The sequence below is a fragment of the Nocardioides sp. SLBN-35 genome (genome assembly GCF_006715725.1).
Taxonomy (GTDB): domain Bacteria; phylum Actinomycetota; class Actinomycetes; order Propionibacteriales; family Nocardioidaceae; genus Nocardioides.
On record NZ_VFNU01000001.1, the window covers coordinates 2807098 to 2820797 of the forward strand.

The window sequence follows — 13700 nt, forward strand, 5'->3', positions numbered from 1 at the left end:
CCCGCGACGAGCCTCGGAACCTCCGGGCAATCCGCGCTGACTGTCCGCGGGCTTCGGCTGCATAGCCGGCACAGTGCGGTAAGGCGCAGCAACGACGAAGGTCCGTAGGAGCCGGGTTCTGCGGTCGGCTTGCGGTTCCCGCCAGGAGGTCGAGGAGGTCGCGCCGCGACCGTCACGAGACCACCGCAACCGACCTCGCCCGATGGTTGAGGCGCGAGGAGCGTCAGCGACGAGCCTCGAAACCACCGGCCATTCCCGCGGACTGTCCACGGGCTCCGGATGCGTAGGTGGTCGCGTTCCGAAAGGCGGCGACGAAGAACGTCAGGAGGTCGCCGGGTCCCGCGGTCGGGCTGCGGTTCGCGCGCCCGGAGGTCGAGGAGGTCGCGCAGCGACCGTCACGAGACCACCGGGGCCGTACGTGGCAACTGTCCGCGGGCCTCGGGTACGTAGCCGGTCGCGTTCCGAAAAGCAGCGACGAAGACGGTCGGGAGGTCGCCGGGTTCCCCGGTCGGGATGCGGTCTGCACGGTCGGAAACCCCTAGAAACAAGGCGAAAGTCTCCTCCAACCTCTTGGAGTCGAACATATGTTCTAGTAGAATGGGTGCATGATCTCGGACCTCTCGGATGCCACGCCGGAGCAGCTGCTCCGCGCGGCCGAGGACGGCGTCCGGGATCGGCGGAAGGCCGAGGTCCGGCAGCTCGAGCTGCTGCTCGCGTGGGCCGACCTCCACTCGGGTGACCCGCAGGCCGAGCCCGGCGCGGTACCAGTGAGGTTCGGCGGACCGCGGCTGATCAGCCTGGGTGGGGACGGGACTCCGGAGGTGGCCGACCTGGCACTGGTGGAGATGGCGATCGCCCGTCACGAGCACGTGCTCTCGACCCGTGGCGCCCTCGCCGATGCGTTCGACCTGCGCCACCGCCTCCCTGCCGTGTGGGCCGGGGTCCGCGCGGGACGGTGCGAGGTGTGGGTGGTGCGGCGGGTTGCACGGATGTCCCGCACGCTCGACCGCCACCAGATCAGGATCGTCGATGAGGCTGTCGCTGCCGCGTTGGACGAGTCGCCGTCGCGGATCCTGGCCATCGCGGAGGCCAAGGTGATCGAGGCCGACCCCGCCGCCCACCGGGCCCGGGTCGAGAAGAACCAGCAGGACAAGGGTGTCTGGTACCCCAAGGCGCGTCCCGGGTCCCAGGTCGACGACGCCGACAACACGGCCGGTGTGGGAACGGTGTTCGCGCGGCTCGACGAGGCCGACGCCCTCGCCCACCAGCACACGGTCGACGACCTCGCGGCTGCCCTCGCCGAGCACGCCGACGTCCCCGAGGGCGCCGAACCACTGTCGATGGAGCTCTGGCGGGCCGAGGCGTTCGCGATGCTCGCCGACCCGGCTGCTGTCCTCGCGTTCCTCCACGACATCAACGACACCCCGGGCACCTCGGAGGTCGAGGAGGTTGCGCAGCAACCGTCACGAGACCCCCGCCGGTCCGCGGAGATCGTTGTCCACGTCGCGCTCGACGACACCGGCGCCCTCGGACCCGTTGCCCGGGTCGAGAGCCTCGGCCCACGACTCCTCACCCAGGTGAGCGACCTCCTGGGTCGCCACGCGGCGATCAGCGTGCAGCCGGTGATCGACCTGCACACCGGACGGTCGGTCAACGGCTACGAGCACCCCACCGACGTCAAGCACCGCACCCAGCTACGCACGGTCGGCGACGTGTTCCCCCACGCCACCGGCCTCTTCACGCGCAGCGGCCGGGCACCGGACCACGACCACACCGTCGCCTACGACAAGCACGGACCACCCGGCCAGACAGGCGACCACAACGACACCCCACTCACCCGACACCACCACCGAGCCAAGACCCACGTGCCCGGCTACACGGTGCTGCAGCTCGGACCCGACAAGTGGATCTGGGGCACACCCCACGGCCTCTACAGGCTCGTCACCAGCGGCGGCACCACCGCGATCACCCGTGCCGAGTACCAGCTCCACGCCCAGGACGCGATCGTCCTCGCGGAGGGCTACGCCGCCTGAGGGTGGCGCACCTCGGGCCTACCAGCCCCGCTCGCGCCACTCCGCGACGTGCGGCCGCTCGACGCCGAGCTGCGAGTCGTTGCCGTGGCCCGGGTAGAACCACGTGTCGTCCGGCAGCGCGCCGAACAGCTTCGTCTCGACGTCCCCGATCAGCGACACGAACGCATCGGCATCGCCGAAGGTCCCGCCGACGCCGCCGGGGAATAGGGAGTCGCCGGTGAACAGGTGGGGATGCCCGGCGGGGTCGCGGTAGAGCAGGCAGATCGAGCCGGGGGTGTGGCCGGTGATCCGGATGACCTCGAGCTCGCAGGAGCCGACCGGCACCCTGTCGCCGTCGGTGACGCGCCGGGAGACCGGGACGCCGGTCTGCTCGGTGATGGCGTCGGCGTCGGGCTCACCCGCGACGACCTCCGCCCCCGTCTGTCGTACGACGTCGGCCAGCGCCCGGTGGTGGTCCCAGTGCTGGTGGGTGGTGAGCACGGCCGACAGCCCGTCCGCGCCGATGAGCGGGAGCAACACGTCGGGCGAGGCGGCGGCGTCGATGAGGACCTGGTCGCCGGTGTCGGTGCAGCGCAGCAGGTAGCAGTTGTTCGACATCTTCTCGTCGACGGCGACCTTCGTGATGGTCAGCCCGGCCAGCTCGCGCACGTCGGCGGGACCGCCGACCGTGACCTCTCCGGTGTAGCTCATCGTCCCTCCAGGCTCGGCAGCGTTCCGGTCGTGCTCGAGACTACTGGCGCCGCGGTGCGGCCGGTCGCCCACCAGGCGAGGGCGCCGAGCGGGCCGCTCACGGTCGGGGCGTCGGCGGCGGGGGAGCCGAAGGCCCAGCGGGCGGGCTCGTCGGTGGCGACGACGTGGAAGCCGGGGCCGTCGTACCGCTCGGCATCGTCGTGCAGGAACGTCATCGCGGTGCTCGGCGGCCAGTCGGAGGCGGAGTAGCCGGCGCCGAGGTCGGCGTGGTGGATCTCCACCTCCCTCAGCCGGAGGTGCGGTACGGCGTTGGCGGACATCAGTCGTCCGCCGGGGGTGCGCTCGAAGGTCGTGCCCGGGGCCAATCCGGCGGCGACGTCGAGCACCGCGGCGAGGCTCGCGGCCCCGGCGACCAGGCGCGCGAGGACCTCCTGCGGGGTCGCGGTGGCGAGCACGGCGATGTCGCCGTCCCTCGCCTCGTCGGAGGAGTACATGCTCGCCGGAGCACCGTCGCGGATGCCGCGGAGAACCCCGGCGAGGCTCTCGGCGTTGAGCGCGAGGTGGGCGAGCACGTGGCCGCGGCTCCAGCCGGTGCACAGCGACGGGGCGGCCCAGTCGGCGGCGGGCAGGGCGCGGGCGGTGGCGAGGAGCCGGTCGGTGGCGGCGGCGAGGGTGGAGGTGGGGGAGGTCACGCCCCCATCATCCACATCCCGGCCTGCGCGAACAGCGCGGGTGTCGGTGCCGGGTGAGAGGCTGTTCCCTGTGCGTCGCGGCTTGCCCGCCGGCGTACGATGGCGAACACTTGTTCGAAGACGTCGAGACTCTCAAGAGGGACCGGTAGTGACCGATCAGCTGATCATCCGTGGGGCACGCGAGCACAACCTCAAGGACGTCTCGATCGACCTTCCCCGCGACTCCCTCATCGTGTTCACCGGCCTGTCCGGCTCGGGCAAGTCCAGCCTCGCGTTCGACACGATCTTCGCCGAGGGCCAGCGGCGCTACGTCGAGTCGCTGTCGGCCTACGCCCGACAGTTCCTCGGCCAGATGGACAAGCCCGACGTCGACTTCATCGAGGGCCTCTCGCCCGCGGTCTCGATCGACCAGAAGTCGACGTCCAAGAACCCCCGCTCGACCGTCGGCACGATCACCGAGGTCTACGACTACCTCCGTCTGCTCTACGCCCGAGCCGGCCGCGCCCACTGCCCGACCTGCGGCGCGCCGATCGAGCGGCAGACGCCGCAGCAGATCGTCGACCGGATGCTCGCGCTCGAGGAGGGCACCCGGTTCCAGGTGCTGGCGCCGGTCGTCCGCGGCCGCAAGGGCGAGTTCGTCGAGCTGTTCCGTCAGCTGCAGTCCCAAGGCTTCTCCCGGGCCCGCGTCGACGGGGAGACGCACAACCTCGACAACCCGCCCACGCTCGACAAGAAGTACAAGCACACCATCGACGTCGTCGTCGACCGGCTCGCGGTCAAGGAGTCGGCCAAGCGCCGGCTCACCGACTCCGTGGAGACCGCGCTCGGCCTGGCCGGCGGACTGGTCGTGTTCGACCTCGTGGACAGCACCGAGCCCGGGGGCCAGGAGCTCAAGTTCTCCGAGAAGATGGCGTGCCCCAACGACCACCCGATCGAAACCGACGACCTCGAGCCGCGCTCCTTCTCGTTCAACTCGCCCTTCGGCGCCTGCCCTGCCTGCACCGGCCTCGGCACCCGGATGGAGGTCGACCCCGAGCTGGTCGTCCCCGACCCGACCGCGACCCTGGCCGAGGGTGCGCTGCAGCCGTGGAGCCACGCCCACGTCGCCGACTACTTCGGCCGGCTGCTGATCGCGCTCGGCGAGGAGCTCGGCTTCGACGTCGACACGCCGTGGGAGCAGCTCACGCCCAAGGCCCGCAAGGCGATCCTCGAGGGCCACCCGACCAAGGTGCACGTCGTCACCCGCAACCGCTACGGCCGCGAGCGCTCCTACTACGCCGACTTCGAGGGCGTGCGCACGTACGTCGAGCGCCGCCACCGCGAGGCCGAGAGCGACACCAGCCGGGAGCGGTTCGAGGGCTTCATGCGCGAGGTCCCGTGCCCGGTGTGCGCCGGCAGCCGGCTCAAGCCAGTGTCGATGTCGGTGACCCTCGGCGCCCGCGACAGTGCTGACGGACGCGGCGGCAAGAACATCGCCGAGGTCTGCGCACTGCCGATCAACGAGGCCGCCGCCTACCTCGCCGACCTCGACCTGTCGCCGCGCGAGCGCCAGATCGGCGAGCGGGTGCTCAAGGAGATCCAGGAGCGGCTCAACTTCCTGCTCGACGTGGGCCTCGACTACCTCTCGCTCGACCGGCCCTCGGGCTCGCTGTCGGGCGGTGAGGCCCAGCGGATCCGGCTCGCGACCCAGATCGGCGCCGGCCTGGTCGGCGTCCTCTACGTCCTCGACGAGCCGTCCATCGGTCTCCACCAGCGAGACAACCAGAAGCTGATCGAGACCCTGGTCCGGCTCAAGGACCTCGGCAACACCCTGATCGTCGTCGAGCACGACGAGGACACCATCCGGGTCGCCGACTGGATCGTCGACATCGGGCCCGGTGCCGGCGAGCACGGCGGCCAGGTCGTCCACTCCGGCACGGTCAAGGACCTGCTCGAGCACCCCGACTCGATGACCGGGCAGTACCTCTCCGGTCGTCGCGAGATCCCCGTGCCCGCCATCCGCCGTCCGCGGACCAAGGGCCGCGAGCTCAAGGTGATCGGCGCCCGCGAGCACAACCTGAAGAACGTCGACGTCGCGTTCCCGCTCGGCGTCTTCACCGCGGTCACGGGCGTGTCCGGCTCCGGCAAGTCCACGCTGGTCAACGACATCCTCTACACGTCGCTGGCCAAGCAGATCTACAACGCCCGCGCCATCCCCGGACGCCACCAGAGGATCACCGGCCTCGAGCACGTCGACAAGGTGATCCACGTCGACCAGTCGCCGATCGGCCGCACCCCGCGGTCCAACCCGGCGACCTACACCGGCGTCTTCGACCACGTCCGCAAGCTGTTCGCGCAGACGCCCGAGGCGAAGATGCGCGGCTACCAGCAGGGCCGGTTCTCGTTCAACGTCAAGGGCGGCCGCTGCGAGGCGTGCGCCGGCGACGGCACGATCAAGATCGAGATGAACTTCCTGCCGGACGTCTACGTCCCGTGCGAGGTCTGCCACGGCGCCCGCTACAACCGCGAGACGCTGGAGGTGCACTACAAGGGCAAGACCATCGCCGAGGTCCTCGACATGCCGATCGAGGAGGCGCAGGAGTTCTTCGCCGCCGTGCCGGCGATCGCGCGGCACATGACCACACTGACCGAGGTCGGGCTGGGCTACGTCCGGCTCGGGCAGCCGGCGACCACGCTGTCCGGTGGCGAGGCGCAGCGGGTCAAGCTCGCCGCCGAGCTGCAGAAGCGGTCCACCGGGCGCACGGTCTACGTGCTCGACGAGCCGACCACCGGCCTGCACTTCGAGGACATCCGCAAGCTGCTCGGCGTGCTGTCCGGCCTGGTCGACAAGGGCAACACCGTCCTGGTCATCGAGCACAACCTCGACGTCATCAAGACCGCCGACTGGCTGATCGACATGGGTCCCGAGGGTGGCTCCCGCGGCGGCACCGTGGTCGCCGAGGGCACGCCCGAGGACATCGCGGCGACCGCGGGCAGCCACACCGGCGCCTTCCTCAGGCCGCTGCTCGAGGGACGCTCCGCGCGCCAGCCGACGGGCCTCAAGCGGGCCCCGGCAGCGGCGGTCAAGGCACCGGCCAAGAAGGCCGCCGCCAAGAAGACGGCAGCGAAGAAGGCGCCCGCCAAGAAGGCACCTGCGAAGAAGAGCGCGGCGAGGGCGGGCTCATAGGTCGCTCTCAGGAGCGGACCGTAGCCTGACGCCCATGACTTCCTCGGTGAGCAGGAGACGGGCCCTCGCGGGCGCCGCCACCCTCGGTGTCGGCGTCCCCCTGCTGGCGGCCTGCGGCGACGACTCGACCGCCGCCACGGACCCGGCGACGACCCCTGACCCCACCTCGGCCGCGCCCACGACGGCGCCGACGACCGCGACCACGACCGCCGACGCCGGCGCTGCGACCGGGGGCGCGACCGGCCTGGTCGCCGCGGCCGACGTGCCGGTCGGCGGTGGCGTGGTCCTCAAGGCCGAGGAGATCGTGGTGACCCAGCCGACCGCGGGCGACTACAAGGCGTTCTCGGCGCTGTGCACCCACCAGGGCTGTCTGGTCGGCTCGGTGAGCGACGGCTCGATCCACTGCCCGTGCCACAACAGCCTGTTCTCCGCGGCCGACGGGTCCGTGGAGAGCGGTCCGGCGAGCGGTCCGCTCGCCGCGGTCGCGGTCAACGTCGTCGACGGGCAGGTGCAGCGCGCATGACGCCGCGTACGACGATCGGTGAGGTCCGCGCCAGCCGCCGCATCGTCTTCTCCGGCCTGGGTGCCCTCGGCGTCGCCACCGCCCTGGCCGGGTGCGCCGGCAGCGACGGCGGCTCGACGAAGACGAAGGTGAGCGCCGGCACCGAGCTCGCGACCACGTCGGAGGTCCCGGTCGGGGGCGGCATCATCCTGGCCGACCAGAAGGTCGTGATCACCCAGCCCACCGCGGGGACGTACGACGCGTTCAGCGCCGTGTGCACCCACCAGGGTCTCCTGGTGACCTCGGTCGAGGACGGCACCATCCACTGCGCCAACCACGGCTCGTCCTACTCCGCGACCACCGGTGCGGTCGAGGGCGGCCCGGCGCCGTCGGCATTGGCGAAGGTCGACATCAAGGTCGAGGGCAACAAGATCCTCGCCGCCTGATCGGCGGCCGACCGGCGCCACGCGCGATCCCTCGGCGACACCCTGCGGTCGAGCCGCGCGTCGAGGACCTGCCGCGCCTCGTCGTACCGGCCCGCGCGGAGCAGCGCCGCGATCCGAGCCTCCTCGACGATCTCGCGCTGGGCGTCCGACCCGCCGAGTCGCCACGTCGACGATGCGAGAGCCGCGAGCCGGTCGGCGGCGGCCGAGGAGCGACCGGCCGCGAGCAGGCCCAGCGCCGTCGCCAGCGGAGCGACCACCTCGCGGTGCGTCGGACTCGGGTGGTGGGCGCACCAGGCGGCCAGGTCCCGCAAGCCCGCCCGGTCGCCGGTGGCCAGCAGCGCGACCGCCGCGTGCAGACCCAGGAACGCCGTCCCGGGCCGCTCGAGCACGTCGCGGCCGGTGTCGGCGACGACCTCCGCGAGCGGAGGCACGTCGGTGGCGTCCGGGGTGATCGCCCAACGGAACAGCAGCGACCCGCTGTCGACGAGTGCTCGGCAGCCGACCGCCTGCCGCGGCTGGAGCTGGCGCTCGTACCGCGCGCGGACCGCTGCGAGGTCGCCGATCGACAGCTCGTGCAGGGCGGCGTGCCAGGAGAAGTGGGTGAGGCTGTCGGTCGAGGCACCGTCGCCGAGGATCCAGCCGTCCATCCACGCCAGCCCGGCCGCGTGGTCGCCCGTCTCGTAGTGGGCGTGCGCCCGGGCATGGGCCGCGTGGCCGCCCGAAGGCTCGGCTGCCAGGGAGCGGCAGGAGAGCTCCATCGCGTCGTCGAACCGACGCTGCTCCTGGCGCACGAACGCCATCAGGCCGGTGATCCAGGGGTCGTCGCCGTACGCCGGCGCCGCGTCCTCCACGATCCGCCACGCCTGCTCGGGGACGTCGGTGACGCCGGCGAACGCGATGGTCGGCATGGCGACCGAGAGCAGCAGCGCATCCCTCGGGTACGACGCCAGGTGGGCCACCAGCGGCGCCGGGTCGCCGACCAGGTGCCGCTCGATCGCGTGCACGTGGCTGCGCTCGCGCTCGCTCGCCCGCGCGGCGTGCAGCCGGGCGTCCGCGAGCCGGGCCGCGATGTCGACCTCGACGCACATCTCGTGGCCGAGCAGCGCGAGCGCCGCGTGCCCGACGGCGAAGGTCGGGTCGAGGGCGACGGAGGCGGCGATCCGGTCGGCGGCGCCGGAGCGCAGCCGCAGCAGGTCGCGGATCCCGCCGACGTAGGCGTCGGCGGCCAGGGGGCCGGTGGTGAGCTCGTAGTCGTAGGCGTCCCGACATCGCATAACTGTAGTAAAGCACGCGACTAACGCGAATAAGGAGGTGTCGGCGCCGCTCCGTAGGGTTGTGGGCGTGTCACCCGCGCTGAGCTACCGGCCGAAGGCCGGCTCGATCCCCACCCAGCCGGGGGTCTACCGGTTCCGTGACCGCAACCAGCGGGTGATCTACGTCGGCAAGGCGAAGAACCTGCGCGCCCGGCTGTCGTCGTACTTCCAGGACATCGGCAACCTGCACCCCCGCACCGCCACGATGGTCACGACCGCGACCTCGGTGGAGTGGACGGTCGTGGGGACCGAGGTCGAGGCGCTGCAGCTGGAGTACTCCTGGATCAAGGAGTACGACCCGCGGTTCAACGTGAAGTACCGCGACGACAAGTCCTACCCGTGGCTCGCGGTCACCGTGTCCGAGGAGTTCCCGCGGGTGATGGTCGGGCGCGGCGCGAAGCGCAAGGGCACTCGCTACTTCGGCCCCTACGGGCACGCCTGGGCCATCCGCGAGACCGTCGACATCCTGCTGCGCGTCTTCCCGATGCGCTCGTGCAGCAACGGCGTGTTCAAGCGGTCCAGCCAGATCGGGCGGCCCTGCCTGCTCGGCTACATCGACAAGTGCTCGGCGCCCTGCGTCGGCAACATCACGCCGGAGGACCACCGGGCGATCGTCGACGACTTCTGCGAGTTCATGGCCGGGCGCACGCGTCCGTTCATGAGGCGCATCGAGCAGGAGATGTACGCCGCGTCCGACGCCCTCGACTTCGAGAAGGCCGCGCGGCTGCGCGACGACCTCGGCGCGATGAACAAGGCGCTGGAGAAGCAGGCCGTCGTCTTCGGCGACGGCTCGGACGCCGACGTGATCGCGCTGGCCGAGGACCCGCTCGAGGTCGCGGTGCAGGTGTTCTACGTGCGCGGTGGCCGCATCCGCGGCCAGCGGGGCTGGGTCGCGGACCGCACCGACGACGGCGACACCGCCGCCCTGGTCGAGGACTTCCTGCTCCAGCTGTACGCCGGCGTCGCGCCCGAGGACGTCCGCGACGCCGTCCCCAGGGAGATCCTGGTGCCCGCCCTCCCGGCCGAGCACGCGACCTTCGAGCAGCTGCTCTCGGACCTGCGTGGCGCGAAGGTCGAGATCCGGGTCCCGCAACGCGGCGACAAGAGGACGCTGCAGGAGACGGTGGCCCGCAACGCCACCGAGTCACTCGCGCTGCACAAGACCAAGCGGGCCAGCGACCTGACCACCCGCAACATCGCGCTCGGCGAGATCGCGGAGGCGCTGGAGCTCGACGAGGCGCCGCTGCGCATCGAGTGCTACGACGTCTCCCACATCCAGGGCACCGAGATCGTCGCGTCGATGGTGGTCTTCGAGGACGGCCTGGCGCGCAAGGGGGAGTACCGCCGCTTCGTGATCAAGGACCAGGACGGCTCCGACGACGTCAAGGCGATGCACGAGGTGATCACCCGCAGGTTCCGCCGGCTGCTCGACGAGCAGGCGCGCTCGGAGCTGCGACCCGGCGACCCCGACGCCGGCACCGGCCCGATGCTGGTCGACCCCGACACCGGCCGGCCGCGGAAGTTCGCCTACGCGCCGGGGCTGGTCGTGGTCGACGGCGGTGCGCCCCAGGTTGCCGCGGCCCAGCGGGCGCTCGACGAGCTCGGCATCGACGACATCCCGGTCTGCGGCCTCGCCAAGCGGCTCGAGGAGGTCTGGGTGCCGGGCGAGGAGGACCCGGTCATCCTGCCGCGCACCTCCGAGGGTCTCTACCTGCTGCAGCGGATCCGCGACGAGGCCCACCGGTTCGCCATCACGCACCACCGCAACCGCCGCTCCAAGTCGATGGTCGAGAGCCTGCTCGACGACGTACCAGGCCTGGGGGAGGTACGCCGCAAGACGCTGCTGCGCCACTTCGGCTCGCTGCGCAAGCTGCGTGCCGCCACCGTGGAGGAGATCGCCGCCGTCCCCGGGGTGGGGCCGCGCACGGCCACCGCCATCAAGGAGGCCCTCGACGGCGGAACTGGGCACAATGACGCCCATGGATGAGACGCACGGTCAGCTCGTGGTCGTCACCGGCATGACCGGTGCCGGCCGCAGCACCGCGGCCAAGGAGCTCGAGGACCTCGGCTTCTTCGTCGTCGACAACCTCCCGCCCGGTCTGCTGCCCGAGGTGGTCCGCCTCGTCGACGAGAGCCACGGCCCGGCCCAGCCGGTCGCGGTCGTGGTCGATGTCCGGTCCGGCTCCTTCTTCCAGGGCCTGCGCAGCGCGATCGCCCACGGCGTCGCCGGCCGGGTCACCACCCTGGTCTTCCTCGACGCGACCGACGACGTGCTGGTCCGCCGCCAGGAGGCCGCGCGGCGCCCGCACCCGCTGCAGGGGGGCGGCAGGCTGCTCGACGGGCTCCAGCGCGAGCGCGGCGTCCTCGCCGACCTGCGCTCCGAGGCCGACCTGGTCATCGACACCAGCAGCCTCAACGTGCACCAGCTCACCGACCGGATCGCGGAGTCTTTCGGCACCCGCGAGACGACGCAGCTGCGGGTCTCGGTGATCAGCTTCGGCTTCAAGTACGGCATCCCGGTCGATGCCGACCACGTCGCCGACATGCGGTTCCTGCCCAACCCGCACTGGGTCCCCGAGCTGCGACCCCGCACCGGGCAGGACGCCGAGGTGTCGGCGTACGTCCTCGGCCGGCCGGGTGCCGCCGAGTTCGTCGATGCCTACGTCCCCCTGCTGTCCGGGGTCGCGGAGGGCTACCTGCGCGAGGGCAAGCGATTCATGCGGGTCGCGATCGGCTGCACCGGCGGCAAGCACCGCAGCGTGGCGATGACCGAGGAGATCGCCCGCCGGCTGGGGGAGCAGGGGTACGTCGCCCGCGCCATCCACCGCGACCTGGGCCGTGAGTGAGCGCGCGCAGGCGGTCGTGGCGCTCGGCGGCGGGCACGGCCTGCACGCCTCCCTCAGCGCCCTGCGCCACCTCGTCGACGACCTGACCGTCGACGAGCTGACCGCCGTGGTCACCGTCGCCGACAACGGCGGCTCGTCGGGCCGGCTGCGTGGCGAGTTCGGCGTGCTGCCGCCCGGCGACCTGCGGATGGCGCTGGCCGCGCTGTGCGGCGACGACGAGTGGGGCGACACCTGGGCGAAGGTGCTGCAGCACCGCTTCGAGGGCGACGGCGAGATGCGCGGCCACGTGGTCGGCAACCTGCTCATCGTCGGCCTGTGGGAGCTGCTCGGCGACCACGTCGACGCCCTCGACTGGGTCGGCCGGCTGCTCGGCGCCAAGGGCCGGGTGCTGCCGATGGCGATGACGCCGATGGACATCACCGCCGAGGTGCGCGGCCTGGTCGCCGGCGATCCCGACGCCCTCACCGCGGTGCGGGGACAGGTCGAGGTCGCCACCACCGACGGCGTGATCGCCGCGATCGCCCTCGAGCCCGCCGACCCGGAGGTGAGTCCCGCGGTTCTGGACGCGATCGGCGCTGCCGACTGGGTGGTCCTCGGGCCCGGCTCGTGGTTCAGCAGCGTGCTGCCGCACCTGCTCGTCCGGCGGCTGCGCGAGTCCCTCGTCGCGACCGACGCCCGCGTGGTCGTCGTGCTCAACCTCGAGGAGCAGGCCGGCGAGACCGGCGGCTTCGGGCCGGCCGACCACCTGGCCGTTCTCGCCGAGCACGCCCCGGACCTGGGCATCGACGTGGTGCTGGCCGACCGCACCTCGGTCGCCGACGACCTCGCCGAGCTCGAGGAGACGGTCGCGGCCCTCGGTGCCCGGCTCGTCATCGACGACCTGGCGATCGGCGACGGGACGCCGCGGCACGATCCCGTGAGGCTCGCCACGGCGTACGCCCACGTCTTCGGCAGCGCCGAGTGGGGTTGTTGACCCGCGTGGGAGGATCGCCCCTATGGCGATGACGGCACAGGTCAAGGCGGAGCTCGCCAACATCCCGGTGACGAAGGTCTGCTGCCGCAAGGCCGAGGTCGCCTCGATGCTGCGCTTCGCCGGCGGGCTTCACATCGTGGGCGGCCGGATCGTCGTCGAGGCCGAGCTCGACACGGGTGCGGCCGCACGCCGCCTCCGCAAGGACATCTCCGAGATCTACGGCCAGGGCTCCGAGGTCGTCATGGTGCAGGGCAACGGCCTGCGCAAGGGCAGCCGCTACATCGTGCGGGTCGTCAAGGACGGCGAGGCGCTGGCCCGCCAGACCGGCCTGCTCGACCAGCGCGGCCGCCCGGTCCGCGGCCTGCCGCCCGCCGTCGTGTCCGGTGGCGCCTGCGACGCCGTGGCCGCTTGGCGCGGTGCGTTCCTGGCCCACGGCTCGCTCACCGAGCCCGGCCGCTCCTCGTCCCTCGAGGTCACCTGCCCCGGCTCCGAGGCCGCGCTCGCCCTCGTCGGCGTCGCCCGCCGCCTCGGCATCCAGGCCAAGGCCCGCGAGGTGCGTGGCGTGGACCGGGTGGTCATCCGCGACGGCGACGCCATCGGCCAGCTGCTCGCGCGGCTCGGCGCCCACGAGACGCTGATGGCGTGGGAGGAGCGCCGGATGCGGCGCGAGGTCCGGGCCACCGCCAACCGGCTCGCGAACTTCGACGACGCCAACCTGCGCCGCTCCGCCCGCGCCGCCGTCACCGCCGGCGCCCGGGTGCACCGGGCCATGGAGATCCTCGGCGACGAGGTCCCCGACCACCTGAAGATGGCCGGCGAGCTGCGCCTCGAGCACAAGCAGGCCTCGCTCGAGGAGCTCGGTCAGCTGCACGACCCAGTGCTGACCAAGGACGCCATCGCCGGCCGGATCCGCCGGCTGCTGGCCATGGCCGACAAGCGGGCCGAGGAGCTCGGCGTACCGGACACCGAGGCGTCGCTGACGCCCGAGATGCTCGCCGGCGACGCCTGAGCCGCCCCGCGCGCGACCGCTGACGCGGTT

11 protein-coding genes are annotated in these 13700 nt (G+C 72.1%); 8 read left to right on the forward strand and 3 right to left on the reverse strand.

Features of this window, described 5'->3' with window-relative positions; translation table 11 throughout:
- Window positions 1–605 precede the first annotated feature (605 nt).
- Window positions 606–2033: a hypothetical protein gene (locus FBY23_RS13585; RefSeq protein ID WP_186348230.1), complete on the forward strand. Its 1428-nt coding sequence runs from the start codon at window positions 606–608 to the stop codon at window positions 2031–2033.
- An 18-nt stretch (window positions 2034–2051) separates the two neighbouring features.
- Here the strand turns inward: FBY23_RS13585 and FBY23_RS13590 are convergent, their stop codons facing one another.
- Both FBY23_RS13590 and FBY23_RS13595 read right to left on the reverse strand, forming a co-directional pair.
- Window positions 2052–2723: an MBL fold metallo-hydrolase gene (locus FBY23_RS13590; RefSeq protein ID WP_141798628.1), complete on the reverse strand. Its 672-nt coding sequence runs from the start codon at window positions 2721–2723 to the stop codon at window positions 2052–2054.
- The gene (locus FBY23_RS13595) at window positions 2720–3415 is read right to left on the reverse strand and encodes a maleylpyruvate isomerase family mycothiol-dependent enzyme (protein ID WP_160158235.1); all 696 of its coding nucleotides are present in this window, start codon (window positions 3413–3415) and stop codon (window positions 2720–2722) included. The genes FBY23_RS13590 and FBY23_RS13595 overlap by 4 nt, the downstream gene beginning before the upstream one ends.
- A gap of 148 nt (window positions 3416–3563) precedes the next feature.
- Between FBY23_RS13595 and uvrA the strand changes: the two genes are divergently transcribed.
- Genes uvrA through FBY23_RS13610 form a run of 3 tightly spaced genes read left to right on the forward strand, consistent with a single transcriptional unit; the run spans window position 3564 to window position 7529 of the window.
- Window positions 3564–6581 (forward strand): excinuclease ABC subunit UvrA, encoded by a 3018-nt coding sequence (gene uvrA, locus FBY23_RS13600; RefSeq protein WP_141798630.1) that lies wholly within the window; start codon window positions 3564–3566, stop codon window positions 6579–6581.
- Window positions 6582–6615: 34 nt separating this feature from the next.
- Complete coding sequence (locus FBY23_RS13605; RefSeq protein WP_141798631.1) at window positions 6616–7104, forward strand: Rieske (2Fe-2S) protein; 489 nt, start codon at window positions 6616–6618, stop codon at window positions 7102–7104.
- Window positions 7101–7529, forward strand: coding sequence for a Rieske (2Fe-2S) protein (locus tag FBY23_RS13610; RefSeq protein WP_141798632.1), 429 nt, complete (start codon window positions 7101–7103; stop codon window positions 7527–7529). The genes FBY23_RS13605 and FBY23_RS13610 overlap by 4 nt, the downstream gene beginning before the upstream one ends.
- Here FBY23_RS13610 and FBY23_RS13615 read toward each other — a convergent pair.
- Entirely contained in the window at window positions 7430–8803 is a 1374-nt protein-coding gene (locus tag FBY23_RS13615) for a pyridine nucleotide-disulfide oxidoreductase (protein WP_186348231.1), read from the reverse strand. The genes FBY23_RS13610 and FBY23_RS13615 overlap by 100 nt on opposite strands.
- A 67-nt stretch (window positions 8804–8870) precedes the next feature.
- On the opposite strand from FBY23_RS13615, the gene uvrC reads away from it, so the two are divergent.
- From uvrC to whiA, 4 genes are read left to right on the forward strand one after another with little or no spacing between them, the layout of a single operon-like run.
- Window positions 8871–10829 (forward strand): excinuclease ABC subunit UvrC, encoded by a 1959-nt coding sequence (gene uvrC / locus FBY23_RS13620; RefSeq protein WP_141798633.1) that lies wholly within the window; start codon window positions 8871–8873, stop codon window positions 10827–10829.
- The gene (gene rapZ / locus FBY23_RS13625; RefSeq protein WP_222117816.1) at window positions 10822–11688 is read left to right on the forward strand and encodes an RNase adapter RapZ; all 867 of its coding nucleotides are present in this window, start codon (window positions 10822–10824) and stop codon (window positions 11686–11688) included. Before uvrC ends, rapZ begins: the two co-directional genes overlap by 8 nt.
- Complete coding sequence (yvcK, locus tag FBY23_RS13630; protein ID WP_260805953.1) at window positions 11681–12661, forward strand: uridine diphosphate-N-acetylglucosamine-binding protein YvcK; 981 nt, start codon at window positions 11681–11683, stop codon at window positions 12659–12661. The genes rapZ and yvcK overlap by 8 nt, the downstream gene beginning before the upstream one ends.
- A 22-nt stretch (window positions 12662–12683) precedes the next feature.
- Window positions 12684–13670 (forward strand): DNA-binding protein WhiA, encoded by a 987-nt coding sequence (whiA, locus tag FBY23_RS13635; protein WP_141798635.1) that lies wholly within the window; start codon window positions 12684–12686, stop codon window positions 13668–13670.
- Window positions 13671–13700: the final 30 nt, after the last annotated feature.

Bases quoted from the DNA above. Each gene is read 5' to 3' on its own strand.
- FBY23_RS13585 (WP_186348230.1), top strand. From the start codon at position 606: ATGATCTCGGACCTCTCGGATGCCACGCCGGAGCAGCTGCTCCGCGCG.
- FBY23_RS13590 (WP_141798628.1), bottom strand. From the start codon at position 2,723: ATGAGCTACACCGGAGAGGTCACGGTCGGCGGTCCCGCCGACGTGCGC.
- FBY23_RS13605 (WP_141798631.1), top strand. From the start codon at position 6,616: ATGACTTCCTCGGTGAGCAGGAGACGGGCCCTCGCGGGCGCCGCCACC.
- FBY23_RS13610 (WP_141798632.1), top strand. From the start codon at position 7,101: ATGACGCCGCGTACGACGATCGGTGAGGTCCGCGCCAGCCGCCGCATC.
- FBY23_RS13615 (WP_186348231.1), bottom strand. From the start codon at position 8,803: ATGCGATGTCGGGACGCCTACGACTACGAGCTCACCACCGGCCCCCTG.
- rapZ (WP_222117816.1), top strand. From the start codon at position 10,822: ATGGATGAGACGCACGGTCAGCTCGTGGTCGTCACCGGCATGACCGGT.
- whiA (WP_141798635.1), top strand. From the start codon at position 12,684: ATGGCGATGACGGCACAGGTCAAGGCGGAGCTCGCCAACATCCCGGTG.